Origin of the sequence: Streptomyces abyssomicinicus, assembly GCF_008974245.1 — a bacterium.
Taxonomy (GTDB): Bacteria; Actinomycetota; Actinomycetes; order Streptomycetales; family Streptomycetaceae; genus Streptomyces; species Streptomyces abyssomicinicus.
The window spans coordinates 416,411-443,400 of record NZ_BBZI01000007.1 but is presented as its reverse complement, the minus strand read 5'-3'; the positions used below and the strand labels follow the sequence as shown (position 1 = coordinate 443,400).

Sequence of the window (26,990 nt, the reverse complement as noted above, 5' to 3'; positions counted from 1 at the left end):
TCCCGGCCGGAACCACGGTCCGGTTCCTCCTGCTCATCGCCTCCGTGGCAGTCGCCACCTCTCTCGTGGCGAACATGGCGACGGCCGTGGTCCTGCAGGCCGTGGACGTCCGCGAGGCGCAGGCGCACATGGACTGCCTCGCGCGCGCCTCCACCGAGGCCGCACGGCGTCACGCCGACGGCGTGGCGGGCCCGGTGCCCGGCTTCCACGACACCGGCTGCGTCGACCCGCGCCCCGCCCTCGGATGGCTGGTCCCGCTGGTCGCCACCGGCGGGCTGCTGCTCGTGCTCGCGGCCGTATATCTGGCTCTTCCCCGCTGGCGCACGGTACGACGCGGATACCTGCCGCTCACCGCCATGGGCGAGCTGTCCGGGTATCTCGGCGGGCTGCTGCGGGAGACGGGGGTCCGGGCCCGGGTGACCTTCCTGGCCGAGCCGCTGAACCCGACCGTGTCGGCCCTCGCGTTCGGCCGGGCCGGACGACGGCGGGTGGTGCTGAGCGGCGGACTGCTCGCCCTCCACCAGCGCGACCGGCCGGCCTTCCGGGCGGTCGTGCTCCATGAACTGGCCCACATCCGCAACCGCGACCTGGACATCGGCTTCGTCGCCCTGATCGTGTGGCGGACCTGCGGGCCGGTCCTGCTGGTGGTCGCCACTCTGTCGCTGTTCCTCAGCCCCGCGGCCGGCAACCTCCGCCTGTTCGCCTCGCTGGTCCTCTATTCCGCCGAACTCGCCCTACTGGCCGTTCTGGTGACACTGCTCGGCAGCGCCGTGCTGCGCAGCCGTGAACTGTACGCGGACGCCAGGGTGCGCGAGTGGGAGGATTCCGGCGACTCCCTGCGGCGGCTGTTCGAGGTCTACGGCCCGGGGGTGCGGGGCGCACGCACGGGCACGGCGGCCGGCCGGCTGAAGTGGCTGGTGCGGGTGCACCCGTCCCCGGAGCGGCGGATGGCGACGCTCGTCGACACCCGCCCGTTGACCCGGCCGCGGTTCTGGGACATGGCGGCGGTCGGCGCCGCGGTGGGGTTCTTCAACGCCGTGGCGGGGCTCGGGCCGGGTGGCGGAGGCTTCCGGTCCGGCTCGGCGCCCGACGTTCTCGCGTCGGTACTCTCCGCGCTGCTGCTCCTGGCCGCCGGCGGCACGGTGGTGTGGCGCGCCGTCGCGGACGGCGCGGCGGCACCGGCGCAGCTGCGGAACGCGGGGATCGGCCTCGGCCTCGGCCTCGGCGTGACGAACCTCCTCGGCACCTACCGCGTGTGGGTGCAGTTCGGCATCGGCGGGTCGGGGCTGTCGTCGGCCGTCCCGTACGCGGTCCTGACCTGTCTCGCGGGCTGGGTGCTGGTGCGGTGGCTGGCCTCGGTCGCCCGGGCCTGGCAGCCGGTCCTGGAGCGGACCGGGCGGGCACGGCTGGTGCCGGCCCTCGTCCTGACCGTCTTGGCGGCCGGGCTCTTCACCACCGTCGACCTGGTGCTGCGGCTGCCCGGGCTGATGACCTACGCGGCGGCGTACTTCGCCCCCGACCTGCCCGGTCCGCTCCTGCTGGTCTGGGGCATCGGCCGGCTCCTGGGCGACCGGCTGACCAGCCATGTGCTGCCGCTGCTGCTCACGGCGGCGCTCGTACCCGTCGCCGGGTACGCCCTGGCCCGCCGGACGGACCGGGCCGCGCAGGGCTTCGGGGACCCGCTGCCGACGGCGGGACTCGCGGTGCGACTCGGCGTCCCGGCGGCACTGGTGGCCGCCGCGGGGAACCTGGTGGCGGCGGTCCTCCTCCCCTCCCTCCCGGTCTGGTCGTTGCTGGCGTTGTTCGGCGCGGGTCAGCTGTGGGCCGCGCTGCGGGCGACCCGCGACCATGCCCCGCTGCGGCTGGCCCGCGGGCTGACGACCGTGCTCTCGTGCGGGGCGCTGGCCTTCCTCGCCTTCGTCATGGCGGCCGAGGTGCTCGCCACCTGCCTGGACGGTGCGTGCACGCCGCTTCCGGACGCCGGGCAGACGCGCACCGTGCTGCTGGGCGTGTCGGTCACCTCGGGCCCCGCGTGGGCGCTCTTCGCCCTCCAGGTCTCGCTCACCGGCGCGTACCGCCGCCGGACCGGACGCGCGCCGGGGGGCGCGGGCCGCCGGTCCGGCACGCCCGTGCGCCCTCACCTGTGACGCGGTCGCACCGCGGAGCCCGCCTCGCCGCGGACCGGGTGCCGCACAGCGATCACTGCTCCGTCCGGCCCCATGCCCGTCAGCCTGGCCGTACACCCGATGCCCATACAGGCACATATACATATCTTGCGACCATGAGACATGTGATGAAACGCCCTCCCGGACGTTCGGCGTTCGCGTCGCCCCTGGTGCTGCTGGTGGCCGCGGGCACCGCCTGCTCGGGCACCCTCACGGCCCTGACCCTGACCGGCCGGAGCGCGGAGGTCGCATCCCGCGCCCCGGTCGTCATCGGCAATCCGGTCGAGGGGAACAACGGATTCGGCGTCGTCACCGAAGGCGACGCCACCCTCGGCAGTACCGAGTCCGAGGGTCCGGTCGCCGTCGGCGGCGACCTGACCTTCGGCGCCGGCTACAACGTCGCCCTGGACACTCCGGGCGACTTCGTCGTCCCCGGAGACGCACGGCCGACCGCCCTCCTCGTCGGCGGCAGGATCGACCACGCCGGCAGCAGCCCGGTGGGCGTCCTGAGGGTCCTCCAGGACGGCTACGTGAAGATCGGGGACGAGACCGGCAGCACCGCGCTCGACCGGGACCCCAACGGGGCGAGCGTCAACACCCGGGTGGTCGAGGAGGGCAGCACCTACGACTCCACGCCGCGCGTCGAGCTCACCGTGGGGCAGCCGGCCGGGTCGGTCTTCCGGTCCGGGCTGATGGACTTCACCTCCCTGTTCTCCGTCTACCGGGACCGCGCCGACCGGATGGCCGAGTGCGCCGCCGACGTGACGCTGCTCGACGGCTCCGGCAACCCCCTGGATCCGTCGGACATCACGCCGGGGACCGACGTGCGGATCTCGCTGACCGGCGGCCGGACGAACGTGCTGCGCCTGACCGGGCAACAGCTCAACGACATCGACGAGATCACCTTCCTCGACCGGCCCACCGCCGACACGCCACTGCTCGTGGACGTCGACACCACGGCGACCGCCGGGGTCTTCGCCTGGAACACCCCGACGCCGGCCGGCATCTCCAGCGCCGATGCCCCCTACATCCTGTGGAACTTCGCGGACGCGACGAGCATCACCATCGAGTCGGGGGACTCGGTGGAGGGGACGATCTTCGCCCCGCGTGCCGACCTCGTCGACCTCGACCCCTCGAACATCGAGGGGGACGTGATCGTGAAGACCCTGGTGGCCGGCCCGTTGACCGGCGGCCCCTCGGGCGGAGGGGTGAACGCGGGCGAGATCCATTACCACCCGTTCGACGCCGAGCTGCTGTGCGGGCCGGCCACGAGTCCCTCCCCGAGCCCGTCCGGCTCCGGGTCACCCTCCCCCAGCCCCACGGGATCCGGGTCACCCTCCCCGAGCCCGTCCGGCTCCGGGTCACCCTCCCCCAGCCCCACGGGATCCGGGTCACCCTCCCCGAGCCCGTCCGGCTCCGGGTCGCCTTCCCCCAGCCCCACCGGCTCCGGGTCACCCTCCCCCAGCCCCACGCATTCCCCGACCCGGCCGCCGAAGCCGCATCCTCCGCACCACCCGCAGCACCCGCAGCACCCGCAGCACCCTCACCCCGAGCCGGGTTACGGCTACGGGCACGACTGACGCCCCTTCCGGCCGGTACGGCGCCCCGGTCCCGGGAACGAGGTCCGGGTTCCGGGACCGAAAAAGGGGTGCCCGGCCTGCGAAGACGCAGGCCAGGCACCCCCTTGCCGTTCGGTTGCCGACCGGGGTCAGCTCACGGTGCAGCTGCCGACCGACGGGGTCGGGCTGCTGGGTCCGCTGACGGTGAAGCCGAACGACGTCGACTGCCCGGCGCCCAGGGTGCGGTTGTGGCCGGCCGGGGTCACCGTCACCACGTTCCCGCTCCTGCTGGCGGTGCCGTTCCAGAGCGAGGAGATCGTCTGGTTGCTGGCCAGCGTCACCGGCACCCGCCAGTTGGTGACCCCGCCGCTGCCGGCGGTGATGGTCACCTCACCGTTGAAGCCGTTGTTCCACGAGTTCGTGGTGCGGTACGTGGCGCTGCAGGCGCCGGTGCCGCCGGGCGGGGGCGTGGTGGGGGGCGGGGTGGTGGGGGGCGGAGTGGTGGGGGTTCCGCCGGTCAGGGAGACGTTGGAGCTGCCGGTGCTCTGGTAGCCCTCGGTGGCCATGATCATGTAGTAGTTGAACGACCCCATGGGCATCCCCGCCCGCTCCCAGGCGTCGAAGTGGACACCGGTGTTGATGGTGCCGCTGCTCCGCTTGCTCTGGCGGATGCTCCAGTACTGCTGGAAGGTCTTGGTGCCTTCCACGGAGGGCTGGTTGGTGCGGGTGGACTCGTAGATGTCGTACGTGCCGCCGCCGTCGGTGACCGTGCCGCGCTTGGCGCCGGCCGAACCGGGGTTGTACGGGCCGAAGTTCTCCACGATGTAGTACTCGACCAGCGGGTTGGCGGTCCACCCGTACAGGGCCAGGTAACCGTTGCTGCCGGGGTTGAAGCTGCCGGAGTAGGTGACGGCCCGGCGACTGCCGTTGCTCCACCCGAGGCCGCCGACCCAGTTGTTGGTGTTGCTCCACTGGCTGCTGTACTGACCGGCCGCGCCCAGCGTCATGGTGACGGAGCCCGGGTCGTCGGTCCAGAAGGAGTAGTAGTACCCGTTGTACGTACCGGTCGAGTTGCTGGTGAGGACCTGGTCGGCACGGGCCGTGCCGGGCAGGAGCAGCCCGGAACCGGCAGCTGCCACCAGCGCCCCGGCGCCACCGAGGACGAACCTCCTACGGCTGACCGGAGCTAAATCGGACTTCTTCTCGGGGGTTTCGCTCATACGAGTGTTCCTCCTCGTAAATGGCACCGTCAGTGACCGAGAGACACGCCGAACGCGCCTCCGTGTACAGCGACGAGGCGACAGGGGGACCGGCCGTACGCCTGCGACGTATGACCGGGGAGCGTCACAACAGTCTTCGGAGGCGGAGAAGTTGTCAATGGTTTCGGAACGTTTTCGAAACTTGGCGGCCTCATGGACTGCGGTAGCCCTGGGGCGACCGGACGGCGGGGAGCACGCGGACGGAGAGCGGCCGTGACGGCTCCGGCCCGGCACTCCGAAACTTTCGATCCCGTTCCGCGGCGTGCCGAGGCGGCCGCGACGGGACTTCCGGAGGCTGCGCGGCCGTCGTCCCGGCAGCCCGCACGATCACGCAGAGTGTGCGTCCCGGGCGCCGGAGCGCCCCCGGCCCCGGGGCGGGGGACGGGCCGGCGCCCGGGCGCGGAAGCGATCCGGACGCCCGCGCCGCCGCGCACCGTCCCCCTGCCCTCAGGAGGCGGCCCGCGCCGTGCAGCCGACGGCCGCCGACGGGCTTCCGCCCGTGCCGGAGCCGGTGACGATGGCGCCGAAGCCGGCGCTCGCTCCGGGAGCGAGGGTGCCGTTCCACGCCGCGTTGGTGACCCTGGCGGTACCGGCGGAGGTGGTCAGGCTGCCGTTCCAGACCTGCGTGACCCGGCCGCCGCCGGCGGGCGCGACGGTCACCGTCCAGCCGGAGAGGGCGGAGGAGGAGGTGTTGGTCACCGTCACCTCGGCCTGGTATCCGCCCTGCCACGAGGAGACGGCCCGGAAGGTCGCGGTGCAGACGGCCTCGCCGTCACCCGGTTCACCCGGTTCACCCGGCTCACCCGGCACGCCCGCGTCGAGCAGCGAGGCCAGGGCCGGGTACCAGCGGGCGGCGATCTTCGCGTCGCCCGAGGCGTTGGGGTGCACGCCGTCGTAGGTGTCGGCGGCCGTGCCGAAGCCGGTCCACTGGTCGACGACGGTGACCGGGGAGAGACTCGTACTCGTCGCGGCGGCCCAGGCGGGGATCCGCGCGTTCAGCTCGACGACGCGCTGGGCGCACTCCCCGCAGGTGCTGGGGTTCATCGGGATGATCTGCGCGACGAGGACCTTCACGTCCGCGTCGACGGCCCGCATCTGCTCCACCAGCTTGGTGTAGGCGGCGAGGATGCGGTCCGGCGGGATGTTGCTCCAGACGTCGTTGGTGCCGAAGTGCATCATCACGACGTCCGGGCGGGTCGCGGCGAGCCGCGCCGGAAGCAGGTTCTGGCCGGCCGTGTTGGTCACCAGTTCGCCGCCGTGGCCCTCGTTGTCGCCGTCGTACTCCTGCCCGCAGCCCTGCGGGCCGAGGGTGCCGACGAAGTCGACGCCGGTGTACCCCGCGTCACGCAACTGGTTCCACAGCACCGCCCGCCAGCATCCCGGGGACCCGGTGATCGAGTCGCCGAGCGGCATGACGCGCACCGGATCCGCGAGCGCCTTCCCCGTCGGCGCGGCCGCGGCGTGCGGGGCGGGGGCCAGTACCAGGGACAGGATCAGGGCGGCCAACAGGCCGAGGAACGGGAGGACTTGCGGGCGTAAGAAACCGGTCCTGCGCATCGGTGGTCCCTTCTCGAGAGGGGGGCATGGGAGCGCTCCCATGTCCCCTCAGGCCACCACCTTTGTCGTGCGTACGTCAAGACTGCCGTGGCGGGCGAGGCGTACGGGGGTGGTCGGACTTGAGTCTCCCCCCGAGGGAGGGTTCAGGGTCGGTGCCGGGGGCAGCCACAGCGCACCTCACCACCCCACACCCCACACCGCACACCGCACGAGGAGAAGACCATGCAGGACGTCCGGAGATTCGCCGAGGACTACGTCGCCGCGGCGAGCGCCGAGGACCACGAGCGGTACCTCGCGCTCTTCGCCGACGAGGCCGTCGTGCACGACGACGGTCACAGCCACCGCGGGCTCCCGGCGGTACGCCGCTGGCGGGCCTCGGTGCCCTCCGTGCGCCACGCCCTCCGCGAGGTCACGGGCACGGCCGCCGCCTGCCAGGCCGTCGCGGAGATCTGCGGGGACTTCCCCGGCAGTCCCCTCGACCTGCGTTTCGCCTTCGAGAGGGACGGGCGGGGGAAGATCGTCCTGTTGGAGATCACCGTCCGGTAGCGGGTTCCGCACCGTTGCCGGCGCGCACACGTGACCACCGGGAGCGAATCGTGACCGAGCGGCTGACCATCGGGGAGTTCTCCCGGATCACGCACCTGAGCATCCGCGCGTTGCGCCGTTACCACGAGCAGGACCTGCTCGTCCCGGCGGAGGTCGACCCGGTCTCGGGCTACCGCTACTACGCGCCGGAGCAGGTCCGGCCGGCCCTGGCCATCAGGCGGTTCCGCGAGCTCGACCTGCCGCTGGCGGATCTGCGGCGTTTCATCGAGGCCGGGTCCGCAGGCGAACCGGACGACGGCGCGGCGCAGGAGGTCGTCGTCGCCCACCTGCGGCGGCTCGAGGACCGGCTCGGCCGCACCCGGCGCGCGGTCGAGGCGCTCCGGGAACTCCTCGACCCGGACGCCGGACGGGCGGTCGCCCTGGAGGACCTGCCGCCACGGCTCGTCCTCGCCGTGTCCGTCGACGTGCCGCCCGGCGCGGACCTGAGCTGGTACGGCGACGCGATGCGTGATCTGGACGCGGCGGCCGGCCGCCGGCCGGTGTCCCCGCCGGGCGGCCGGTACGAGCACCGGCTGTTCACCGAGGGTCACGGCCGCGCCACCGTGTACCTCCCGGCGGAGCCGCCGCTGCGACCGGGAGCACCGGCCACCGTGCGCGAGCTCCGGCTGCCGCGGCGGACCGCCGCGGTCGCCACCCACTGCGGTCCGCACGACGATCTCGACCTCACCTACGCCGCGGTGGGGTCCTTCGCCGCCCGCAACGGCTTGCGCCCGGACGCCCTCGTCGAGGAGGTCTATCTCGTCGGTCCGCGTGACACCGACCGGCCGGACGAGTGGCGCACCCTCGTCGCGTGGCTGCTCGCCCCCGGCTCCGACCCCGACCCAGGCCCGGGCCCCGGTCACGGCCCCAGCCCCGGTCACGGTCGACGGCCCGCGTGACGGCCGGTCAGCCGGGGAGCGCCTCGGGTGAAGAGCCGGGTCGGCGCGGTGGGCGCGGTGATGGCGGAGCCCACGACGACGCTCGCCGCGCCCACGGCCAGGGCTGCGGCGGCCTGCGCCGGTGTGGCGATCCGCCCCCCGGCGACCACGGGCACGTCGATCGCGGCGGCCAGGTCCGCGACGAGGGCCAGGTCGGGCGCCACCTGCCGCGGGGAGCCGGGGACGTAGCCGGACAGGGTCGTCGACACCAGGTCGGCGCCCTGGGCTGCGGCCTCCCGCCCTTGGAGGTCGGCCATGGGCTGCTGCGGGATCGGCGGCGGGGTCATCGCTGTGCTCCGGTGGTGTGGGGAGGGCGCTGGGGCGAGGTGCGGGTCGGCGCGGCGGCGCCGAGGACCGCCGGGTCGGGTCCGTCCCGCGGTGCGGTGGGGCGCAACCTGCGCAGTGGCTGCACGAGTTCGCCGGCGAACGCGGCGCACAGGGCGTCCTGGTGCAGGGCGCCGATGAGCGGCACGCCGCCCGCGACGACGACCCGGTGCGGGCCGAGCGCGTCGGCGAGTCCGCCCGGGGCCCGGCCGGCCGCGCGGGCGCCGAGGGTGATGGCGGCCGTGGCGTGCGGGTCGCCGTGAGCGGCGCGGCGGGCGACGGCCCGCAGGTCGCCGGCCCGCCGGGTCACAACCGTCGTGTCTGTGTCACGAACGTGACCGCGAACGGCCCCGGCCCGGCACGGGCGGGTACGGGCGCCGCCCGGGTGGGGCACCCTCACCAGTACACGCAGACACCTGGGGGGAATTCTCATGGACCGCGCACTTCGCCCACGCCGTACCGCCGCCGCACTGGCCGCCCTCTCGCTCGGCGCCCTCCTGCTGACCGCGTGCGGCGGTGGCGACGCCGGCAAGGACACGGGAACCCCCGCCACGTCGGCCGCCCCGTCCCCGGCGGGCACCGGCGAGCCCTCCGCCACGCCCTCGACGGCCGGCCCGGGCGACGGCGGCGGCAGCAGCACCCCCGGAGGCTCCCCGGACGACGGCGACGGCACCCCGCCGCCGTCGAAGGCCGGATCCGACGACGACCAGGACGGGGGCGTAGGCATGTGCGAGACGCACGACATGGCCTACACCGTCACCGTCGCCTCCAAGCCCGCCCACCACGCGCTGCTGACCGCGGTGAACAAGGGCGGCGCTCCCTGCCTGCTCCCGGTGAACGAGCTGGTGATCACCATCCCGGGCCTCGACGGCGCCGCCGAGCACGTGGGCCCCGAGGACACGGACCGGATCGTGGAGCCCGGCGGGCGTGCGTACGCCGGGATCCGGTTCTCGCGCGGGGACGACGCGGGCGGCAAGAGCGCCGACAAGGTGGAGGTCGCCCTCACCGCCGCCGAGACGCCCGCCACGCTGCCGGTCGGCGACGGCCCCGTCACGGTCAACGACATGCTGGTCACCAGCTTCCTCACCACCGCCGAGGACGCGCTCTCCTACTGACCGGGTGCGGTCGTACCGGGCTCCCTAGCGGTCCCGGTGCGACCGCAGGAGCTGCTGGATCTGCGCCAGCGTCTCCTTGTCGAGGCCCCGGCCGTCGGCCGTGGGCTCCAGCTCGGTGACGGTGCGGATGTCGTAGGCACGTTCGTCGTCCTCACCGGGCACCGCGGCGTACTCCTCCTTCTCGGAGAAGCCGACGACCTTGTCGACGGCCTTCGCGATGAGCCAGGTGAGGACGAACGAGAAGGCGGCGACGGCGAGGATGGCGACGACCTGCCTCCAGAGCAGGGAGAGCCCGCCGCCGTAGAAGAGGCCCTCCTTGCCGCTGACGTCGCGGGTGGCGAACAGGCCCACCATCAGCAGTCCGACGAATCCGCCGGCGCCGTGGACGCCGACCACGTCGAGGGTGTCGTCGACGTTCAGGCGGTACTTGAGGGTGACGGCCCAGGCGCAGAACGCGCCGGTCACCAGGCCGGTGATCAGCGCGCCCGTGGGGTCGATCTCGCCGCACGCGGGGGTGATGGCCACCATGCCCGCCACCGCGGAGGAACCGACGCCCATCATGGTGACCTTCCTGGTCCGCGCGTACTCCACGAGCGGCCAGGTGACCATCGCGCCCGCCGCCGCGAGCTGGGTGTTGATGAAGGCGGTGGCGGCGGTGCCGGTGTCGCGGAGCGCCGAACCGGCGTTGAAGGCCAGCCAGCCGAACCACAGGAGCGCCACGCCGATCATGACCAGCGGGATGTTGCTTGGGCGCGGCTCCTTGCGCCGGAAGTCGGCGGGCCCCCTGATGACCAGCGCCGCGGCGAGCCCGGCGATGCCCGAGTTGAGTTCCACGGGCAGGCCTCCGGCGAAGTCCAGGGCGCCCAGGTGGGCCGAGATCCACCCGTTCTCCGTGTCGAAGACCCAGTGCGCGATGGGCACGTACACGATCAGCAGCCACAGCACGGAGAACACCAGCCAGCCCCGCATGGAGGCCCGGCCGGCGATGGATCCGCTGATGAGCGCCACCGTGACGATGGCGAAACCCATCTGGAAGGTGGCGTAGATGTAGGTGGGGAAGGAGTCGGTGAGGGTTTCCGGCCCGATGCCGCGGAGGAAGGCGTGGTCCAGGTTCCCGATGAGACCCACCCCGCCGACGTCCGGGCCGAAGGCGAGGCTGTACCCGATCAGGTACCAGGCGATGGTGACGAAGCACAGCGAGGCGAAGCTCATCTTGAGCATCACCAGGATGTGCTTGGTGCGCACCATGCCGCCGTAGAAGAAGGCCAGGGCGGGCGTCATCAGCAGCACCATGGCGGTCGCCGCCAGCATCCAGGCGGTGTCGCCCGAGTCGTACGCCGGTGGCATGGCGGCGAGGACGGTGGTCATGAACGTGGTCTCCTCATGGCTGACGGGGGGCGGGCGTCACGGCTTGCGCAGGTCGGGGGCCGGGTGGCCGGTGAGCAGCCGCCGGACGGCGTCCCACCCGGCCCGGACCGCCTCGGCGACCCTGGGCTGGTCCTGGCCGAGCACGCGCACCCAGGCCCCGCAGTCGTCCGGCAGCACGCTCGCCCCGTGGAGCACCGCACGGGACTCCACGGACCGGTGCAGGGCGTCGGCGAGCTCCGCGGCGGGGCGCAGGGAGCTGATCACGTAGAGCGTGGCGACGTGGTCGTGCCCGGCGAACACGCCCGGCCCGGTCACCCCGCCCGGCAGGCCGGGCCGCAGCCGCAGGGTGTCCACGGCCAGCGGCCTCCCGTCGGGGCGGCGGATCTCCAGGTCGTTGGTGAGCACCGTGTACTCGTGCCGTTCGCCGCGCGCGAGCCGCCCGGCGGTGAACGTCTCCGCGTAGACCACCGTGGCGCCCTCGTGCACCGTCAGCTCGACACCCTGGTGGAAGCGCGAGCCGCGGAACGGGATGACGGGGTCGGGCAGGTACTCGACGTAGGCGCCCTCCTCCGCGGTGAGGTGGACGCGCTGCGTCGCGTAGTCGTCCTCCATCCGGTAGACCTTGGTGGCCGCCTGGGTGGTGAAGAGGGCCTGGGTGTCCGGGCCGCACCGCAGGTCCTGGCGGTAGCGGTCGGCCTGGGCGATCCCCCCGCCCGTGGCCATCACGTAGGTGAACGCCATGCCGGGCATCGCCGGGTCGACGTAGAGCGGGCGCATGATCTGCAGCGGCGACTTCTGGTACCGCGCGACCAGTTCGGTCCGGTCGCCGCGCCGCGCGTACCCGAGGTCGAGGATCCCCACCTTGGCCGGCGAGCCGGGTGCGAGGGTTCGGGGCACGGAGGCGAACGCAGCCGTCTCGGGCGGGAGCCGGACCGGTTCGTAGTGTTCCGGCGCGAGCCGGTCGTGGGTGGCCGTCATCTCAGGTCAGGACCTTGTGCCGGGCTTCGAGGAAGGCGGCCACCTCGTCGACCCCCTGTCCCGTCAGGCAGTCGGTCAGCACCACCGGCCCGTCGCCCCGCACCCGGTGCGCGTCGGCCTCCATCACGCCGAGGTCGGTCCGCACGTAGGGGGCGATGTCCACCTTGTTGATCACCAGCAGGTCGGAGTCGGTGATGCCGGGCCCCCGCTTGCGCGGCATCTTCTCCCCCTCCGCGGTGTCCAGCACGAAGACGAAGAGGTCGACCAGCGCCGGGCTGAAGGTGAGGGTGAGGTTGTCGCCGCCGCTCTCGTAGAGGAGGACGTCGACGTCGGGGTGGCGTTCGAGCATCTCGGCCCCGGCGGCCAGGTTCATCGTGGGGTCGTCGCGGACGGCGGTGTGGGGGCACGCCCCGGTCTCGACGCCCACGACGCGGTCGCCGTCGAGGACCCCCTGGAGCGTCCGGCGGACGTGCTGGGCGTCCTCCTGGGTGTAGATGTCGTTGGTGATGACCGCCGGCCGCCTGCCCCCCGCGATCAGGACGGGCACCAAGGCCTCGATCAGGGCCGTCTTGCCGGAGCCGACGGGGCCGCCGATCCCGACGCGCAGGACGTTGTCTCGCATGGTCTTTCCTTTCCGGTGCGGACGCCGTGCAGGGCGGCCGGTCAGGTCGCGAACAGGCGGGCCTCCGCCCGCTCGTGCCGGGCGGACATGACGTCCGCCGCGAAGGTGGTCGCGCCGAGGTCGGCGAGTTCGCGGGTGAGTGCCGCGTGCGTGGTCTCCACGATCACGGGGGCCGCCTCCCGCAGCAGGGACTGGGCCCGCCGGTGGTCCGTCAGCCGCAGCCGCAGCGCGGCGCCGGCGAAGCTCGCGCAGAAGGCGAACAGGTCCGAGGCGACGGCCTGGCGGGCCGGGACCCCGCTCGCCGCGTAGACCACGCCGGCGGCCACGGCCTGGGTGCCGGGGACCCGGCGGTCGGTCACCGCCCGCAGGTGGCGGGCGATGCCGTCCGCCCCGAACACCTCGGCCGCCAGGTCGAGCAGCTGCCGGCCGGTGCGGGTGGCGGCCTGGCGCATCTCGCGGTTGAGCTTGGTGGCGTACAGCCGTCTGTCGACCGCGGCCACCGTCTCCCAGTCCTCCGCGGTCGCCGCCCGGTGGGCGAGCGCGAGCGCGGTGGCGTCCGCGGGGCCCACCCCGTGGCGGAGGAGGTCGTGGAGCAGCGCGGGCAGCGAGCCGGCGTCCACCGCCCCCGCCTGCGCGAAGCCCTCCAGTCCGTGTGACAGCGTGTAGAAGCCGCTGGGGAACGCCGAGTCGGTCAGCTGGAGGCTGACCAGGAGGCGGTCCAGCTCCGTCGTCCGCCCGCCCTCCGCCCGGGCCGCCGCCTTGCCGGCGGCCGTCTCCTCCCGGTACACGCCTCAGACCAGGAAGTAGAGCTGGTTGAGCGGCAGCTTCTGGGCCGGGGCGATCGTGGCGACCTCGCCGTTCACGGTGACCTGGTAGGTCTCCGGGTCGACGGTGATGTCCGGGACCACGTCGTTGCGGACCATGTTGTGCTTGCCGATCGTGCGGGTCTTGCGCACCGGCAGGACGGTGCGCTCCAGCCCCAGCTTCTCGGGGACGCCGGCGGCGATGCCCGCCTGGGACATGAAGGTGACGTGGGTCGCCTGCATGGCGCGGCCGTAGTGGCCGAAGGTGGGCCGGTAGTAGACCGGCTGCGGGGTCGGCAGGGAGGCGTTGGGGTCGCCCATCTGCGCCCAGGACACGATGCCGCCCTTGAGCACCATCTTCGGCTTGGCGCCGAAGGAGTGCATCGGCCACAGCACGATGTCGGCCAGCTTGCCGGCCTCCAGGGAGCCGACGTAATCGGCGATGCCGCTGGCGATGGCGGGGTTGATGGTGACCTTGGCGAGGTAGCGCAGGACGCGCTGGTTGTCGTTGCGGTCGGTGTCCTCGGGCAGCGTGCCGAGCTGTTCCTTGCACACATGCGCGATCTGGAACGCCCGGGTGACGGACTCGCCGATGCGTCCCATCGCCTGGGAGTCGGACGAGATCATGGAGATGATGCCGCGGTCGTGCAGCACCGTCTCGGCGGCGATCGTCTCCGCCCGCACCCGGCTGTCCGCGAAGGCGACGTCCTCGGGGATGTCGTGGCTGAGGTGGTGACAGACCATCACCATGTCCAGCAGCTCGTCCACGGAGTTCTTGGTGTACGGCAGGGTGGGGTTGGTGGAGGAGGGGAGGACGTTCGCCTCGCCGGTCACCCGCAGGATGTCGGGGGCGTGCCCGCCGCCCGCGCCCTCGCTGTGGAAGGTGTGGATGGTGCGGCCGTCGATCGCGGAACGGGTGTCCTCGAAGAAGCCGCCCTCGTTGAGGGTGTCGGTGTGGATGGCGATCTGGACGTCGTGCCGGTCGGCCACGGCGAGCGCGGTGTCGATGACCGCGGGGGTGGAGCCCCAGTCCTCGTGCACCTTCAGTGCGGCCGCGCCCGCCTCGATCTGCTCGTCCAGCACGCCGGGGAGGCTGGCGTTGCCCTTTCCCATGATGCCGAGGTTGACCGGCAGGTCCTCGGCTGCCTGGAGGATCCGGGCGAGGTTGTAGGGGCCGGGGGTACAGGTGGTGCCGTTGGAACCGTCCGTGGGGCCGGTGCCGCCGCCGAACAGGGTGGTGATGCCGTTGCTGAGCGCCTGCTCGCACTGCTGCGGGGAGATGAGGTGGACGTGCGAGTCCATCGCCCCGGCGGTCGCGATCAGGTGCTCGCCGGCGATGACCTCGGTACAGGCGCCGATGACGAGCCGGGGGTCGACGGCGTTCTGCGTCTGCGGGTTGCCGGCCTTGCCGATGCCCGCGATGAACCCGTCCTTGACGCCGATGTCGCACTTGACCACGCCGACCACCGGGTCCAGGACCACCACGTTGGTGATCACCAGGTCCAGGGCGCCCTGGGCGGCGGTGGCCTGCGGGTCCGAGGCCATGCCGTCGCGCATGGTCTTGCCGCCGCCGTAGACCACCTCGTCGCCGTAGGACCCGGCGCGGAAGTCCTTCTCGACCTCGATGACGAGGTTGGTGTCGGCGAGGCGGATGCGGTCGCCGACGGTGGGCCCGAACAGGTCGGAGTACTGCTTGCGGGTGATGACCGGCATGTCAGTTCGATCCCCTCTTCTTGGACTTCTTGTCGTCGGCCTTGCCCTGCCCGGTGCCGCCCTCCGGCGCGGCACCCTGGAAACCGCGCTGCAGTGCGCGGGCGACGGCCTCGACCCGGGCGGGGTGGGACTTGACGCTGCCGTTGAGAAGGCCGCTGAAGCCGGTGAGGCGGCCGGTGCCGGCGTACGTGCACAGTTCGACCTCGTGCGTGCCGCCAGGCTCGAAGCGGACGGAGAGGCCGGCCGGGATGTTGAGGTGCATCCCCAGGGTCGCGTCGCGGTCGAAGTCGAGGGCGGAGTTGGCCTCGAAGAAGTGGTAGTGGGAGCCGACCTGGATCGCCCGGTCGCCGGTGTTGCGGACCGTGACCTTGACGGTCCGCCGGCCGGCGTTGATCTCGATCTCGCCGTCTCCGTACTGGTACCGCGGGGGAAGTGTCATCGAGTGCTCCTGGTGGAGAGGTGGACGTGCGGGTGCGCGCCCGGCGCGGGAGTCCCGGCCCCGTCGCGCGCGGGAGCGGATGCGTGCGGGGCGCCGGGGAGGTGGTGCGCCGGGTGCGCCGTCGCCGGGTCGGGGTCCGGCGCCCCGGCGGGGGCCCGCGGATGCGGGCGGGCGCGGACGTCCTCGGCGGGCGCGGGCGGGGCCGTACCGGGGCCGGGGCGGTGGGCCGGGCCCCCCTCGGAACCCTCACCGCGGGGACGCCCGCGGCCTTCTTCGCCCTGACGCTGCCCTTGGCCGTCACCGTGACCGTGCCCGTTGCCCTGCCCGTTTTCCTGCCCGCCTTCGGGGTCGTGGCCGTCGCCGCGACCGTGCCCACTGCCGTGACCGTGGTCATGACCGCTGCCGCAGCCGCGGTGGTGGCCATGGCTTTCGCCGTTCCCACGGCCGCGGTCGTGGCTGTGCCCGCTTCCCCGGCCGTCGCCGTTGCCGTGCCGGTCGGCGTTGCCATTGCCGTCGCCGTGACGGTGGCCGTGGCCATGACCGTCGCCGCCATGCCCGTGGCCGTCGCCGCCATGGCCGTGGCTGCCGCCTCCGTGACCGTGCCCCTCGTCGCCGCCATGGCTGTGGCTGTGCCCGTGGCCGGGGACGGGGACGGGGACGGGCAGGTGGTCATTGCCGTGACGGTCGCCGTGACGGTGCCCGTGCTCGTCGCCGCCGGCATGACCGTGGCTGCCGCCGCCGTGACCGTGGCCGTCGCCGTGGCTGCCGCCGTCGCTGTGACCGTGCCCGTCGTCGCCGCCATGGCTGTGGCTGCCGCCGCCGTGACCGTAACCGTGGTCGTCGCCATGGCTGTGGCTGCCGCCGCCATGGCCGTGACCGTGCCCGTCACCGTGACCGTGGTCGTGGCCATGACCGTGGTCGTGATCGTGGCCATGGCCGTGGCCGTGGCCGTCGCCATGGCGGTGGCCGTCGCCGGCGTGGCTGTGGACGTCGTCGCCGTGGCTGTGGGCGTAGCCGTGGGCGTGGTCGGCGGCGAGGCCGCGGGCGAGGCCGTCGTCCCCGAGCCGCTCACGGCGCTGCCACGCCTGGCGCACGCGCGCGTCGAGCACCCCCGCGACGGCGGAGGCGGTGAGCAGCGGTCCGCCCGGCGCGCAGTGCCCGGGGTCGGGAACCGGCGGCGTGACCCACGCCGCCGGAAGCAGGGTGACGTGCTCCGCGCCGAGCGCGCGGCAGCGGCGGACGCCCTCCGCCGGGTCGGGGTCGCCCCCCAGCAGGGCGACCTCCACCGTCCGGTGACGTCCGTACTGGCGGACCAGGCGGGCGGTCCGGAAGAGGTCGGCGTCGGCGAACGGGTCGCCCGTCGGGGCGGTGACCAGCAGCGCCTCCTCCGCCGGGACCTTCGTGGCGGCCGCCCGCAGCCATCCGACGAGGTGGTCCCCGGTCCCGAACGGTTCGGCCAGGACCAGCCCGGCGCGTTCGTCCTCCGACAGCGCCCGGAGCGTCCGCGCGGTGTCGGCGACGAGCCCGGGGTCGCGCCCCAGGGTCATGGGCACGACGCACACCCGCTCGCCGCGCGCGCGGAGGGCGGCCACCCGGCGGTACAGCTCGCGGCCCTGCGTGACCACCGGCACCCGGTCGCCCAGCAGCGGGGGCAGCGCCCGCCCCTGGTCGCTCTCGTGCCCGCCGACGGCGACGACGACCCCGTGCGGCACGGCGTCAGCCTCCGACCGGGTCGTGGCAGGAGACCAGCTTGTTGCCGTCGTCGAAGGTCGCCTCGACCTGGAGGAGGGGCAGCATCTCGCGCACTCCCGGCATGGTGTCGTCCTCGCCGAGCACCTGCCGGCCGAGTTCCATGCAGTCGGCGACGCTCTTCCCGTCGCGGGCGCCCTCGAGGATGGCCTCCGTGACCAGGGCGACCGTCTCGCTGTAGTTGAGCTTCAGCCCGCGGTCGTGGCGCTTGCGGGCCAGGTCGGCCACGACGTACACGAGCAGCTTGTCGATCTCACGGGGGGCCAGGTTCATCGGGCGATGCCTTCCTCGGTAGCGGTTGCGCGCTCGGCTGTGTGCGGGGGTGGGTGACGCTCAGCCGTCCTCCGCCCTGGTGATGCGTGGCAGGAGCGGCACGGCCGCCAGCAGCGCCCAGGTGGTGATGTTGAACGGCCAGGTGAAGGTGTGGCTGCCGAACACCTTGAAGAGCACGGAGAGCGAGGCCGTCAGGCCGGTGCTGGCGGCGGCGGCCAGCACGGCGTAGCCGTAGTTCCACGGCGAGGGGCGCAGCAGCACCACCCCGAAGGCCAGCGCGGTCAGCACGGCGTTGTAGCCGTAGATGCCCTCGCCGATCAGCGCGGCGGGCGCGCCGAGCGCCCATGCGGTGAGCAGCCCGGTGACGCTGCCCACCACGGTGAACAGGCCCACCTTCCAGCCCGCCAGGAACAGGCCGACCAGCATGATCAGGCCGACGTACCAGGTGCCGGCGAAGAAGATCTGGCCGATGTTGGTGAAGAAGCCCTGCCACAGGTCCGTCCAGCTGACGACCGGGGAGGTCGGGGTGGCCGGCGTGACCGCCGTCGCGGGGGTGCCGTGCCAGACGCGTTCGAAGGACGGGGCGCCCAGGACCATGACCAGCGACACCAGGCAGAAGGGCCCGGTGAACGCCTTCAGCCCGAACGGGACGAGCAGGTGGTTGAGGGTGGCGGTGACCAGGGTGCACATGACGGCGGCGGAGACGGCCATGACGTACGTCGAGAGGCTGTGGCCGAGGTACACGACCATGGCGATGGCGCCGAGCACTCCGCAGTAGGTCATCAGCCCCTGGGTCACCGTGTCCTGGGGGACGGCCAGCAGGCGCGCGGTGAGCGTCGAGACCACCGCGCCGATGGTGGCGAAGAGGCCCATCTCCCAGCTCTCCACCCACAGGGCGGCCAGGATCACCGCGGAGGTCCACACGCTCGCCTGGAAGTCCACCTGCCCCACGCCGCGCAGCGCGCCGAGGGCGGTCCCCTTGAGGCTGTCGGTCCCGCCCCCGGCGCCGCCGGCCTGCTCGGTGCGCGTCGTCACGTCGATCCTCCGGGGTGCTGGGGGTGCTGCGCCGATCGGGCTGTTGTCCCTGCGGGGGCCCACTGCTGTCGGCTGACCGGCCGTCAGCAACCTAGGGTGACAATATGGAACATTTCGGTAGGTTCCACCTCCATTCGCATCCGGATCACACGAACGGCCCCCAGTGGCCGGTGGTCGCCGCGGTGGCGGTCGGTGGCGCGGTGGGCGCCGCGCTGCGCTTCGGGGCCGCGAACGTGTGGCGCAACGGCAGTGACGCGGAGCTGGTGTGGCCGAAGGGGGAGGCCGCCTTCCCGTGGACCACCCTGCTGGTCAACGTCGTCGGCTGTTTCCTCATGGGGGTGCTGACGGTGACGTTGAAGGAGCGGTTCACCGGGGCGCCCCGGCTGCTGAACCCGCTGCTGGGGACCGGCGTGCTCGGCGGCTTCACCACGTTCTCGTCCTACACGGACGACGCGCGGCGCCTGTTCGAGAACGACCAGCCGGGTTCCGCTCTGGGCTACCTCGTCCTCACGGTGGCGGGGGCGCTGGCGGGCGTCGCGCTGGGCGCGGTGCTGACCCGCGTGGTCCTGACGGGGCGTGGGACCACGGACGGGGAAACGGGGAGCGGCCGCCGATGAGTCACCTGCTGCTGGTCCTGCTGGGCGGAGCCGCCGGCGCCGCCGCCCGTTACCTGATCTCGGCCGCGGCGGGCAGGCGCCTTGGCGGCGCGTTCCACTGGGGCACGTTCCTCGCCAACATGGCCGCCTGTCTGATCCTCGGGTTCCTGGTCGAGGCGGGCGGGGAGGACGCGCTCGGCCCGTCCGGGCAGGCGCTGCTGGCCACGGGGTTCTGCGGCGCGCTGTCCACCTGGTCGACGTTCTCCCACGAGGTCATGGCCATGGCCGACGGCCGGCGGGTGGCAGGGGCGGCCGGCTATCTCCTCGTCACGGTCGTGGCCGGCCTCGGCCTGTCGTTCGCGGGGGCGGGCATCGCCGCGGCCCTGTGGTGACCGGAGCCGCCTCCCGCCGGGCGCACCGGTGGCGCGCGGCGCTGCCCCCGCTCGACCGGGGCCGTGGCGTCAAGGCGCTGGTCGCCTTCGGCCTCTCCGTCGGACTGGTCACGGCGGGAGCCGGCATCCACAACGGGGTCTTCACCGCCATGGGCTGCTACATCGACGCCTACGGCGCCCGCGACCCGTACCCCCGGCGGGGTCCGCTGCTCGTCGTCCTGTCCGCGGGCTTCGCCACAGCCTTCCTGGCGGGTTCGCTCGCCGCGGGACAGGTCTGGGCGATGGTGGGGGTCCTCTCCGTCTTCGCCGCCGGCGCCACCCTGCTCGTCCGCACGCTGCGGCTGAGCGGGCCGGGCAGCTACTTCGTGGTGCTGGTGGCCGCCCTGACGGCGTTCCTGCCGCCGGTGGGCCTCGCCGACACGGCGGTCCGGGTCGGCTTCCTGCTGTTCGGCGCGGCCGTGTCCTGGCTCTCCATCATGTCGGGGTGGATCTTGCGGCCCCACGGGCCGGAGGACGGCGCCGTGGCGTCCGCCCTGCGGTCCGTCGCGGCCTACGCGGAGTCGGTGGCGGAGGCGAAGGCAGGGGCAGAGGCGGGGGCGGGGGCGGAGGCAGGGGCAGAGGCGGGGGCGGGGGCGGAGGCGGGCGGGGACGGCGGCGGACCCGCGGCGCCGCGGCGCAAGGCGTACCTGGCGGTCCACGGCGGCTGGTCGGCCGTGCAGGACGCCCGGGGGCTGCGCGCGGCGCGCGGCGCCGCTCCCGCACCGCGCCTGCTGGTGCTGTACACCCTGATGCTCCGTCTGGAGGTGGTGCTCGACGCGGTGACGGATGCGGCGGAGCGGGACGGACGGGTGCCGGCCGGGTGGGCCCCGGCGCTGCGCGAGGCGGCGGGCGCGGTCGCGGCCGGCGAGGACCCGGTGCGATGGCCCGCTGCGGCGGACGGGGCGGCGGACGGGGCGTCCGCGCTGCCGCCGCCGGACGGGAGCCGCGCGCTCTCCCCCGAACTGCTGGGGGTGGCACGCGGGTTGTGGCCGAGACCGCTGCCGCCGGGCGGTGCCCTGCGCGCCGACCTGGGCGGTCTGCTGTCCTCCGCGTCCCCCTCACCGGTCCTCGCGCTGCGCGTCGGGCTCGCCGTCGCGGCGGGCACGGCCCTGGCCGCCGTGCTGCCCGTCCTGCATCCGGCCTGGGTGGCGGTGGGAGCGGCCGCCGCCCTGCAGGGCGCGAGCCAGCAGCCGGTGCGGCGTTCGCGGGGCCGTCTGACCGGCACGGTGGCCGGGGCCGGCGTGACCGCGGTGGTGTGCCACTTCTTCGAGCCCGGCGTCTGGGCGACCGTGGCGGCCGCCACCGTGGTACACGCGGTGGCCCGGGCCGTACCCGTCAGCGCCATGTTCACGCGGATGCTGCTGAACACGCCGGTGGCCCTGCTGCTCGTGGGGGCCGTGCTGCCGGAGGGCACGAGCCTGGAGGAACTGGCCCTCTACCGCATGCTCGACCTCGGCCTCGGGCTCGTCGTGGGGCTGGCCGCGGCCGTGCTCCTGCCGCGGGTGCCCGTGCGACGGGTGTGCGAGGCCGTCGCCCGCGCCGTGGCCGCGGCCGGGCACGCGGTGGGCCGGCGGCTGCGCACGGGGGCCGCCGACGCCGAGTCGGAGGGCGTGGCGTGGCGGCACATGGCGGACCTGTGGACCATGCACGCGTCGGTGCCCGCGGAGGAGCTCCGTACGACCGGCACGGCGGACCGGCTGTGGCCGGCCGTGCTGGCGGTGCGCCGTCTGCTCGTGCCCCGCCTCCTGGGCGGCGCGCCCGCACCGCCGGGCCCCGGCGACGGCGCGCTGGCCGGAGCGTACCTGGACCACGCGGCGGACGCCGCCCGCGCGGGTCTGCCCGGGTCCCCCGGCGTCCGCGCGGCGCTCGCCGACGCGCCTCCCGCGGCCCTTGCGGACCGCCGGCCGGAACTGCACCGGCGGCTGACGGAACTGCGGCGGGCCCTGCGGGGCGACGGCCCGCCCTCCGGGGCCGGGGCGCCGGGCTGACCTGCGGGGCCGGCCTTCCCCCCGGTCGCCCACCTGCTCCGCCCGGCATGCGGAGCCTCGCCGGGGACGGCACAGTGGGGCTGCGTCGGCGGCGGCCACGTCGCGGCGACCGGCCCCGCACCGAGGGCTCGGGCCCGCGTCTCCGCCGCCCGGGAAGCGCACGTCGCGGGCCGGTTGGAGGACCGATGCACGCCAAGCCACTCAGCAGGATCACCGGGAGTCTGAGACACCGCCGGCCGCGCGCGCCGGGTGCCCACGGCGACGGGCAGGGCCCTGACGCGTTCGGGCTGGACGAGGACAAGGTCGAGGGCTTCACGGCCGGGACGCTGGGGCCCGAGGACGAGGCGAGGCTGGCCGAGCAGGTCGCCGCGGTCCTCCCCCTGCGGTGGTCCCTGACGCCGCGCGCCGAGGAACGGCTGAGCCAGGTGAACGACCGTCTGGGAGGCAACCGCCGGCTGATGGAGTGGCTGGACGGTCATCCCGGTCTGCCCAGGCTGACGGCCCGGCTCGTCGTCCTGACGGAGAACCTGGACCACTTCGGCGAGAACGCCGCCGTGGTCGACGCGGTGCGCGCCTACCGGGGCCGCTCGCCGCTGCCGGCCGGGCTGCGGGACGTCCTTCCGCCGGACACCGACGAGGCGACGCTCTCCGGCATCGCCCAGCGCGTCGAGGAGTTGCTCGGGGAGCGCCGTACCCAGGACGCGACACGGCTCGCCCTGACCACGACCGAGTGGCTGGGCGGCGTCGCCCGGGGCGCCGCCCCGGACTCCCCCGAGGTCACCGAGATGAGCGAGCTGATGTCCCACCTCCACACCGACATCGCGCGGGCGGCGCCCGCCTCCTGACGCCCCGCCGCGCCCCCTCGTCACCCGTCCGACGGTGCTGCGCTGGTCGTGGCCGCCGGTCGGTGGTGCGGTGGACGCACAGCGGGAACCCCCGGAGCGCCCCGGCGCCGGGCCGTCGTTTTCTTCCGTTCCTCAGGAGGCACTGGTGACCACCCCCCGTCCGTCCGTGCCGGCCGCGGGCCCGGCCGTTCGCCCGGCCCGTTTCCTCGCCGCCGCGGCGGCGGCCGCGGCGCTGTTCGCCACCGCGGCCTGCTCCGCGGGGGAAGGGGCGACCGGGCCGCAGTCGCGCACCGGCGCCGGACCGGCTGAGCGCCCCGCCGCGGCGGCCACGCCCGCCTCCCCCTCGCCGACGCCCGGCCTCACCGAGGAGGGCGCGCGCCAGGCGCTGATCACCGAGGCGGACATCGAGGACGCCTGGACCCAGGTCGGACCCGGGACCGCGCGGGCCTGGCGGAACCGCCTGCTGCTCGGCGACGTCGACGCGGCGCAGTTCCTGACGGGCCGGTCGGACGTCTCCGACTGCGGACGCCTGGCCGAGGCGCTCTTCGACGAGACGCTGCTGGGCAGCCCTTCCGGTGCCTCGGCGCTCACCGGTTTCGAGGAGGGCGACTCCCGGCTGCTCTACCAGGTCGCCGCCTACGGGCAGTCGGACCTCGACGCGTCGATGCGGTGGCTGCGGTCGCTGCCGCAGAGCTGCGACAGCTTCACCCTCACCGGCGACGACGGCGGGCGGCGGACCGTCGAGGTGGTGGAGACGTCGCTGCCCGACGTGGGCGACGCCCGGCAGGGGCTCACGGTGACGGTGCGGGGCACCGGCGCCGGTGAACCGGCGACCCTCACCCTGGCGGTGGCGGTGGTCCAGGTCGGCGCCGACGCGATCACGGTCACCCAGGGCGGTCTGGACGGCGCGAAGGAGAGCACCACCAGGTCCGCGGTCCAGCAGGGCACCCAGCGGCTCCAGGACGTCCTCGCCGGCCGCACGCCGTCGTCCGATCCCTCGCTCTTCGACTGACGCCGGCCGGGCGTCGACGGGGCGAAGGGCCCCGGGCCCTCACGGCCCGGGGCGGGCCTGCCGCTCCCGCTCCCGCGCCCGCCGGCGCCGCAGCAGGTGCCGGACGATCAGGGCGGCGACCAGGACGCCGAGGCCGATGAGGACGTACCGCTGGTAGCGGGAGACCACCGCGTAGATCTCGGTGATGTGGTCCCCGGCCAGGTACGCGAGTGTCGCCCACAGCCCCACCCACAGTGCCGCGCCGAGTGCGTTGAAGGCGAGGAACCGCCACCACGGCATGCCGGTGGTGCCGGCGGCGATGCCGTTGACCTGGCGCAGGCCGTCGACGAAGCGGGCCACGGTGACGATCTTGCCGCCGTGGCGGGTGTAGAACGCCTCGGCCCGCGCGAACCGTTCCGGCGTCAGGAGGACGTACCTGCCCCATCGGTGCACCAGGGCGCGGCCCCCGTACCTGCCGATCAGGTAGCCGATGTTGTCCCCGGCGACGGCGGCGGCGAACGCGGTCAGCGCCACGGCCGCGATGTTCAGCCGCCCGGCCCCCGCGTAGACGCCCGCGGCGATCAGGACCGTCTCGCCGGGGACCGGGAGGCCGAAGTCCTCGACGAGGATCACGCCGCCCACCGCCCAGTAGCCGTAGTGGCCGAGCAGCGGTTCCAGATGCGCCAGGGGGCCCGGCAGGGGGTGGGCCATGGCGTCATCGTAGGCGCGGCGGGCGGCCGGTGACCGCGGCACCGCGCCGGGTCCCGCCCGCGCGCCGGCCGGCCGCCCGCGGGTTGTTCAGCCGGCCGGGTGCCAGCCGAGGAGGGGTCCCAGACGGGTGGCGAAGTCGGTGAGGATCTGCGCGTGGTCCTCCTTGGCGAACGTGAACGGCAGGGCGAAGGCCACCTCGTCGGCCTCCCGGAAGGAGGCGAGCGAGGTGAGGCGTTCGGCGAGTTCCTCGCTGGGGCCCACCAGGTCGGGGGCGAACAGCAGCCGCGCCGGACCCTGCGGGGAGCGGGTGCGGGGAAGCCGCTCCCGCGCGTACCGCTCGTAGCGGGCCCGCTGGGCCGGTGACGCGCCGTCGGTCGGGACGACCACCAGCCCGTGCGAGACACGGGCCTGTTCACCGTGCGGGTGGGCGGCGCGGAAGGCGCGGATGTGGGAGAGCTGGACGGCGTCGAAGTCCGGGACGGCGTCCTCGGGGCCCTCGGCCCTGACCACGCTGCTGGTCAGCAGGTTCATGCCCTGCTCCCCCGCCCAGCCCGCGGAACGCAGACCGGCCCCGCCGTACCACATGCGCTCGCGCAGGCCGGGCGAATGCGGCTGCACCCGGTCGGAGAAGACCTCGATGCCCTGGGTGCCGCTGAAGCGGGACGCGGGCCTGCCGGCGACCAGGTCGAGCAGGCGGCTCACCCGCCCGTACCCGAAGTCCTCGGCGTCCGCGGTGTCCGGGTAGAGCGCGTCCTTGACGTCCTCCCAGTGGACCGGCGGGCCGACGCTGACGCCGGGGTTGAGGCGGCCGCCCGACAGGACGTCCACGGTGGCCAGGTCCTCGGCGAGGCGCAGCGGGTTCTCCCAGCCGAGGGGGGTGACGGCGGTGCCCAGCGCGATGCGCCGGGTGCGCTGGGTCGCCGCGGCCAGGACCGCCACCGGCGAGGAGATGCCGTGCTGGAGGTGGCGGTGGCGCAGCCAGGCACTGTCCAGGCCGAGGCGCTCGCCGAGTTCGATCAACTCCAGCGTGGCCTCGTGGCCGGGGCGTGGGTCGGCCTCGTCGAACAGTCCGATGGTCAGGAAGCCGAGCTTGCGCAGCGGCCGGGACGTGGCGGGGGTGTCCGGGGCGGACGGCATGGGGCTCCTCGGATTCCGTCGGGCGGTGTCACCCGGTGCGAACCCCCGCCGGCGCGCTCCTGTTCCGGGCGGCCCGGCGGGGTCCGGCGTCCCGCGCGGCCCACGGTCACGGTCCCCCGAGGTGCGGGGCGAGCCGGGAGGAGAGGTGCGCGAGCAGCGCGGCCTGCCGCTCACGCAGGAAGAAGTGCCCGCCGGGCAGCACCACCGTCTCGTGCCCGGCGTCGGTGACCTGCGCCCAGGTGTCCAGGTCGGCCACCGGGCAGACGGGGTCGTCGTCGCCGCCGTAGACGGTGACCGGGACCCGCAGCCGCTCGGCCGGGGGGTCCGGGCGGTAGGCGTCGAGCAGCCGGTGGTCGCCCCGCAGGGACGGCATCAGCACCTCGCGCAGGTCGGGATGGTCGTACGCCCACGCGTCGGGGCTCGACAGGCGCCTGACCGACTCCAGCAGCCCGGCGTCGTCGAGCCGGACCGGCACCCGGCCGCCGAGGTGCGGGGCCCGCCGCCCGGACACCAGGAGCGCGACGGGTTCGGTGTCCGCCGCCCGCCGCAGGCGCAGCGCGACCTCGTAGGCGACGGCGCTGCCCATGCTGTGCCCGAACAGGGCGACGGGCAGGCCGAGGTGGGGCAGGAGGGCGGTGGTGACCGCTTCGGCCAGGCCGGCCAGGGAGTCCGCGCACGGTTCGGCGAGGCGGTCCTGCCGGCCCGGGTACTGGACCGCCAGCAGCTCCACCCCCTCGGGCAGCCCGGACGGCCAGTCGGCGTACGCCGTCGCGGCTCCCCCGGCGTGCGGGAAGCAGACCAGCCGCAGCCGCGGGCGTCCGGTCCCCTGGCGCCGGAACCAGGGGCTGTGCGCGTCGGTCCGCGCTCCGGTCGTGTCCATCAGGCGGAGCCGGTGACGGGGAGCACGACCATCCGGGTCACCGTGCCGTCCTCGGACACGACGTCCTTGACCTGGCGGAAGCCGAGCCGGCGGGACATGGCGAGGCTGGCGGCGTTCCCCGCGCCGACCATGCCCCAGACCTCCGTCAGGCCGAGGTTGTCGGCGGCGTGGCGGAGCAGGCCGCGCACCGCCTCGGTGCCCAGACCCTTGCCCCAGTACGCGGGGGCCAGGGCGGTGACGAGTTCGTGGCCCTCGACGTTGCCGGTCTTCTTCACCTCGGCGTGCCCGACGTACGTCCCCTCGTGCCACAGCCCCCACACGTCGAACAGTCGCTGCGGGTAGACCTCGTCGAGGACGGCGCGGAACAGGGCGCGGATCTCCGCCTCCGGGACCCGCTCCTGGCCCATCCAGCGGCAGACCTCCTCGTCGCGCAGCAGGGCGACGAAGGCGTCCTCGTCCGCTGGACGGTACGGCAGGAACTCCAGGCGTTCGGTGTACAGGACGGGTGTCTTCATCACGGTCTCCAGGTCGACGGGAGTGGTGGGGGCGGGTGCCGGGCGCGGCGGCACGGGCGTCGGGCCGTGCCGCCGCGCCCCGGCGTGACGCCGGATCAGGCCTCGGCGTTCTCCATGCGCTCGCGCAGGCTGCGCGGGCGCATGTCGGTCCAGACCTCGTCGACGTAGGCGGTGCACTCGGCCTCGGTGCCCTCCTTGCCGACGGGCTGCCATCCGGCGGGCACCTCGATGTCGGCCGGCCACAGCGAGTACTGGTCCTCGTCGTTGCGCAGCACCTGGTAGCGGGTGTTCTCGTCCATCTGTCTGCCTCTCCGTCTCTCTGTTTCTCTGTCTCTCTGCTTCTCTGTCTCTTGGTTCGTGCCGTCACGCCGGGCCGCTCGCGCGGCCGTGCGCCGGGCGTGTGGCGCCCCGGTG

27 protein-coding genes and 1 pseudogene are annotated in these 26,990 nt (G+C 74.2%); 10 read left to right on the top strand and 18 right to left on the bottom strand.

The genetic code is table 11. The features are described 5' to 3' along the window. The first annotated feature begins 44 nt into the window (after positions 1 to 44). Together GBN72_RS15290 and GBN72_RS15285 are read left to right on the top strand one after the other, a co-directional pair. Entirely contained in the window at positions 45 to 2,147 is a 2,103-nt protein-coding gene (locus tag GBN72_RS15290; RefSeq protein ID WP_218042053.1) for a M48 family metalloprotease, read from the top strand. 134 nt (positions 2,148 to 2,281) lie between these two features. Beyond that, the gene (locus GBN72_RS15285) at positions 2,282 to 3,745 is read left to right on the top strand and encodes a choice-of-anchor A family protein (protein WP_151772339.1); all 1,464 of its coding nucleotides are present in this window, start codon (positions 2,282 to 2,284) and stop codon (positions 3,743 to 3,745) included. 128 nt (positions 3,746 to 3,873) lie between these two features. Here GBN72_RS15285 and GBN72_RS15280 read toward each other — a convergent pair whose 3' ends face one another. Next, complete coding sequence (locus tag GBN72_RS15280) at positions 3,874 to 4,944, bottom strand: glycoside hydrolase family 11 protein (protein WP_151772338.1); 1,071 nt, start codon at positions 4,942 to 4,944, stop codon at positions 3,874 to 3,876. 486 nt (positions 4,945 to 5,430) lie between these two features. Then, positions 5,431 to 6,540: a GDSL-type esterase/lipase family protein gene (locus tag GBN72_RS15275; RefSeq protein WP_151772337.1), complete on the bottom strand. Its 1,110-nt coding sequence runs from the start codon at positions 6,538 to 6,540 to the stop codon at positions 5,431 to 5,433. 222 nt (positions 6,541 to 6,762) lie between these two features. On the opposite strand from GBN72_RS15275, the gene GBN72_RS15270 reads away from it, so the two are divergent. Continuing rightward, on the top strand, positions 6,763 to 7,086 hold the full coding sequence (locus tag GBN72_RS15270; RefSeq protein WP_151772336.1) for a nuclear transport factor 2 family protein: 324 nt from the start codon (positions 6,763 to 6,765) through the stop codon (positions 7,084 to 7,086). Positions 7,087 to 7,136: 50 nt separating this feature from the next. Continuing rightward, the gene (locus GBN72_RS15265) at positions 7,137 to 8,024 is read left to right on the top strand and encodes a MerR family transcriptional regulator (protein ID WP_151772335.1); all 888 of its coding nucleotides are present in this window, start codon (positions 7,137 to 7,139) and stop codon (positions 8,022 to 8,024) included. Here GBN72_RS15265 and GBN72_RS15260 read toward each other — a convergent pair. Next, a pseudogene (locus tag GBN72_RS15260) lies at positions 8,003 to 8,320 on the bottom strand (N-acetylmannosamine-6-phosphate 2-epimerase); the annotation flags it as partial. The gene GBN72_RS15265 and the pseudogene GBN72_RS15260 overlap by 22 nt on opposite strands. Positions 8,321 to 8,346: 26 nt before the next feature. Further along, entirely contained in the window at positions 8,347 to 8,697 is a 351-nt protein-coding gene (locus GBN72_RS34730; RefSeq protein WP_439959769.1) for an ROK family protein, read from the bottom strand. A gap of 121 nt (positions 8,698 to 8,818) precedes the next feature. Here GBN72_RS34730 and GBN72_RS34725 point away from each other — a divergent pair, with 121 nt between their 5' ends. Next, positions 8,819 to 9,502: a DUF4232 domain-containing protein gene (locus GBN72_RS34725; RefSeq protein ID WP_151772333.1), complete on the top strand. Its 684-nt coding sequence runs from the start codon at positions 8,819 to 8,821 to the stop codon at positions 9,500 to 9,502. Between the two features lie 24 nt (positions 9,503 to 9,526). On the opposite strand, the gene GBN72_RS15245 is transcribed toward GBN72_RS34725, so the two are convergent. The 9 genes from GBN72_RS15245 to GBN72_RS15200 all read right to left on the bottom strand — a co-directional run bounded on the left by GBN72_RS15245 (position 9,527) and on the right by GBN72_RS15200 (position 18,482). Further along, on the bottom strand, positions 9,527 to 10,870 hold the full coding sequence (locus GBN72_RS15245; protein WP_439959768.1) for an ammonium transporter: 1,344 nt from the start codon (positions 10,868 to 10,870) through the stop codon (positions 9,527 to 9,529). Positions 10,871 to 10,906: 36 nt separating this feature from the next. Beyond that, positions 10,907 to 11,848, bottom strand: coding sequence for an urease accessory protein UreD (locus GBN72_RS15240; protein WP_151772332.1), 942 nt, complete (start codon positions 11,846 to 11,848; stop codon positions 10,907 to 10,909). 1 nt (position 11,849) lies between these two features. Beyond that, positions 11,850 to 12,470, bottom strand: coding sequence for an urease accessory protein UreG (gene ureG, locus GBN72_RS15235; RefSeq protein WP_151772331.1), 621 nt, complete (start codon positions 12,468 to 12,470; stop codon positions 11,850 to 11,852). Between the two features lie 41 nt (positions 12,471 to 12,511). Then, positions 12,512 to 13,192: an urease accessory protein UreF gene (locus tag GBN72_RS15230; protein WP_246212574.1), complete on the bottom strand. Its 681-nt coding sequence runs from the start codon at positions 13,190 to 13,192 to the stop codon at positions 12,512 to 12,514. A gap of 69 nt (positions 13,193 to 13,261) precedes the next feature. After that, entirely contained in the window at positions 13,262 to 14,986 is a 1,725-nt protein-coding gene (gene ureC / locus GBN72_RS15225; RefSeq protein ID WP_151772329.1) for an urease subunit alpha, read from the bottom strand. Between the two features lies 1 nt (position 14,987). Beyond that, positions 14,988 to 15,425: an urease subunit beta gene (locus tag GBN72_RS15220; RefSeq protein ID WP_151772328.1), complete on the bottom strand. Its 438-nt coding sequence runs from the start codon at positions 15,423 to 15,425 to the stop codon at positions 14,988 to 14,990. Then, on the bottom strand, positions 15,422 to 17,137 hold the full coding sequence (locus GBN72_RS35880) for a sirohydrochlorin chelatase (RefSeq protein ID WP_281371773.1): 1,716 nt from the start codon (positions 17,135 to 17,137) through the stop codon (positions 15,422 to 15,424). The genes GBN72_RS15220 and GBN72_RS35880 overlap by 4 nt, the downstream gene beginning before the upstream one ends. Positions 17,138 to 17,141: 4 nt before the next feature. Beyond that, positions 17,142 to 17,447: an urease subunit gamma gene (locus GBN72_RS15205; RefSeq protein WP_151772327.1), complete on the bottom strand. Its 306-nt coding sequence runs from the start codon at positions 17,445 to 17,447 to the stop codon at positions 17,142 to 17,144. 60 nt (positions 17,448 to 17,507) lie between these two features. Beyond that, positions 17,508 to 18,482, bottom strand: a complete 975-nt coding sequence (locus tag GBN72_RS15200; protein ID WP_151772326.1) for an urea transporter — start codon at positions 18,480 to 18,482, stop codon at positions 17,508 to 17,510. Positions 18,483 to 18,586: 104 nt separating this feature from the next. Between GBN72_RS15200 and GBN72_RS15195 the strand changes: the two genes are divergently transcribed. From GBN72_RS15195 to GBN72_RS15175, 5 genes are all read left to right on the top strand, one after another. After that, entirely contained in the window at positions 18,587 to 19,099 is a 513-nt protein-coding gene (locus GBN72_RS15195; RefSeq protein ID WP_151772325.1) for a fluoride efflux transporter FluC, read from the top strand. Next, positions 19,096 to 19,470, top strand: a complete 375-nt coding sequence (locus GBN72_RS15190) for a fluoride efflux transporter FluC (protein WP_151772324.1) — start codon at positions 19,096 to 19,098, stop codon at positions 19,468 to 19,470. The genes GBN72_RS15195 and GBN72_RS15190 overlap by 4 nt, the downstream gene beginning before the upstream one ends. Further along, on the top strand, positions 19,464 to 21,497 hold the full coding sequence (locus GBN72_RS15185) for an FUSC family protein (protein WP_151772323.1): 2,034 nt from the start codon (positions 19,464 to 19,466) through the stop codon (positions 21,495 to 21,497). Before GBN72_RS15190 ends, GBN72_RS15185 begins: the two co-directional genes overlap by 7 nt. Before the next feature lie 185 nt (positions 21,498 to 21,682). Further along, entirely contained in the window at positions 21,683 to 22,342 is a 660-nt protein-coding gene (locus GBN72_RS15180; RefSeq protein WP_151772322.1) for a hypothetical protein, read from the top strand. 145 nt (positions 22,343 to 22,487) lie between these two features. Continuing rightward, positions 22,488 to 23,354 (top strand): hypothetical protein, encoded by an 867-nt coding sequence (locus GBN72_RS15175; protein WP_151772321.1) that lies wholly within the window; start codon positions 22,488 to 22,490, stop codon positions 23,352 to 23,354. Positions 23,355 to 23,393: 39 nt separating this feature from the next. On the opposite strand, the gene GBN72_RS15170 is transcribed toward GBN72_RS15175, so the two are convergent. The 5 genes from GBN72_RS15170 to GBN72_RS15150 all read right to left on the bottom strand — a co-directional run bounded on the left by GBN72_RS15170 (position 23,394) and on the right by GBN72_RS15150 (position 26,875). Then, positions 23,394 to 24,044: a DedA family protein gene (locus tag GBN72_RS15170; protein ID WP_151772320.1), complete on the bottom strand. Its 651-nt coding sequence runs from the start codon at positions 24,042 to 24,044 to the stop codon at positions 23,394 to 23,396. Between the two features lie 87 nt (positions 24,045 to 24,131). Continuing rightward, positions 24,132 to 25,181, bottom strand: a complete 1,050-nt coding sequence (locus tag GBN72_RS15165) for an LLM class flavin-dependent oxidoreductase (protein ID WP_151772319.1) — start codon at positions 25,179 to 25,181, stop codon at positions 24,132 to 24,134. Between the two features lie 106 nt (positions 25,182 to 25,287). After that, positions 25,288 to 26,061, bottom strand: coding sequence for a thioesterase II family protein (locus tag GBN72_RS15160; RefSeq protein WP_151772318.1), 774 nt, complete (start codon positions 26,059 to 26,061; stop codon positions 25,288 to 25,290). Continuing rightward, on the bottom strand, positions 26,061 to 26,576 hold the full coding sequence (locus GBN72_RS15155; RefSeq protein WP_151772317.1) for a GNAT family N-acetyltransferase: 516 nt from the start codon (positions 26,574 to 26,576) through the stop codon (positions 26,061 to 26,063). Before GBN72_RS15155 ends, GBN72_RS15160 begins: the two co-directional genes overlap by 1 nt. A gap of 95 nt (positions 26,577 to 26,671) precedes the next feature. Further along, positions 26,672 to 26,875, bottom strand: coding sequence for an MbtH family protein (locus GBN72_RS15150; protein ID WP_151772316.1), 204 nt, complete (start codon positions 26,873 to 26,875; stop codon positions 26,672 to 26,674). Between the last annotated feature and the right edge of the window lie 115 nt (positions 26,876 to 26,990).

Excerpts from the sequence above, each read along its gene's own strand:
- GBN72_RS15285 (WP_151772339.1), top strand. The coding sequence starts at position 2,282 with ATGAGACATGTGATGAAACGCCCTCCCGGACGTTCGGCGTTCGCGTCG.
- GBN72_RS15280 (WP_151772338.1), bottom strand. The coding sequence starts at position 4,944 with ATGAGCGAAACCCCCGAGAAGAAGTCCGATTTAGCTCCGGTCAGCCGT.
- GBN72_RS15275 (WP_151772337.1), bottom strand. The coding sequence starts at position 6,540 with ATGCGCAGGACCGGTTTCTTACGCCCGCAAGTCCTCCCGTTCCTCGGC.
- GBN72_RS15270 (WP_151772336.1), top strand. The coding sequence starts at position 6,763 with ATGCAGGACGTCCGGAGATTCGCCGAGGACTACGTCGCCGCGGCGAGC.
- GBN72_RS34725 (WP_151772333.1), top strand. The coding sequence starts at position 8,819 with ATGGACCGCGCACTTCGCCCACGCCGTACCGCCGCCGCACTGGCCGCC.
- GBN72_RS15245 (WP_439959768.1), bottom strand. The coding sequence starts at position 10,870 with ATGACCACCGTCCTCGCCGCCATGCCACCGGCGTACGACTCGGGCGAC.
- GBN72_RS15240 (WP_151772332.1), bottom strand. The coding sequence starts at position 11,848 with ATGACGGCCACCCACGACCGGCTCGCGCCGGAACACTACGAACCGGTC.
- ureG (WP_151772331.1), bottom strand. The coding sequence starts at position 12,470 with ATGCGAGACAACGTCCTGCGCGTCGGGATCGGCGGCCCCGTCGGCTCC.
- ureC (WP_151772329.1), bottom strand. The coding sequence starts at position 14,986 with ATGCCGGTCATCACCCGCAAGCAGTACTCCGACCTGTTCGGGCCCACC.
- GBN72_RS15220 (WP_151772328.1), bottom strand. The coding sequence starts at position 15,425 with ATGACACTTCCCCCGCGGTACCAGTACGGAGACGGCGAGATCGAGATC.
- GBN72_RS15205 (WP_151772327.1), bottom strand. The coding sequence starts at position 17,447 with ATGAACCTGGCCCCCCGTGAGATCGACAAGCTGCTCGTGTACGTCGTG.
- GBN72_RS15195 (WP_151772325.1), top strand. The coding sequence starts at position 18,587 with ATGGAACATTTCGGTAGGTTCCACCTCCATTCGCATCCGGATCACACG.
- GBN72_RS15190 (WP_151772324.1), top strand. The coding sequence starts at position 19,096 with ATGAGTCACCTGCTGCTGGTCCTGCTGGGCGGAGCCGCCGGCGCCGCC.
- GBN72_RS15180 (WP_151772322.1), top strand. The coding sequence starts at position 21,683 with ATGCACGCCAAGCCACTCAGCAGGATCACCGGGAGTCTGAGACACCGC.
- GBN72_RS15170 (WP_151772320.1), bottom strand. The coding sequence starts at position 24,044 with ATGGCCCACCCCCTGCCGGGCCCCCTGGCGCATCTGGAACCGCTGCTC.
- GBN72_RS15165 (WP_151772319.1), bottom strand. The coding sequence starts at position 25,181 with ATGCCGTCCGCCCCGGACACCCCCGCCACGTCCCGGCCGCTGCGCAAG.
- GBN72_RS15160 (WP_151772318.1), bottom strand. The coding sequence starts at position 26,061 with ATGGACACGACCGGAGCGCGGACCGACGCGCACAGCCCCTGGTTCCGG.
- GBN72_RS15155 (WP_151772317.1), bottom strand. The coding sequence starts at position 26,576 with ATGAAGACACCCGTCCTGTACACCGAACGCCTGGAGTTCCTGCCGTAC.
- GBN72_RS15150 (WP_151772316.1), bottom strand. The coding sequence starts at position 26,875 with ATGGACGAGAACACCCGCTACCAGGTGCTGCGCAACGACGAGGACCAG.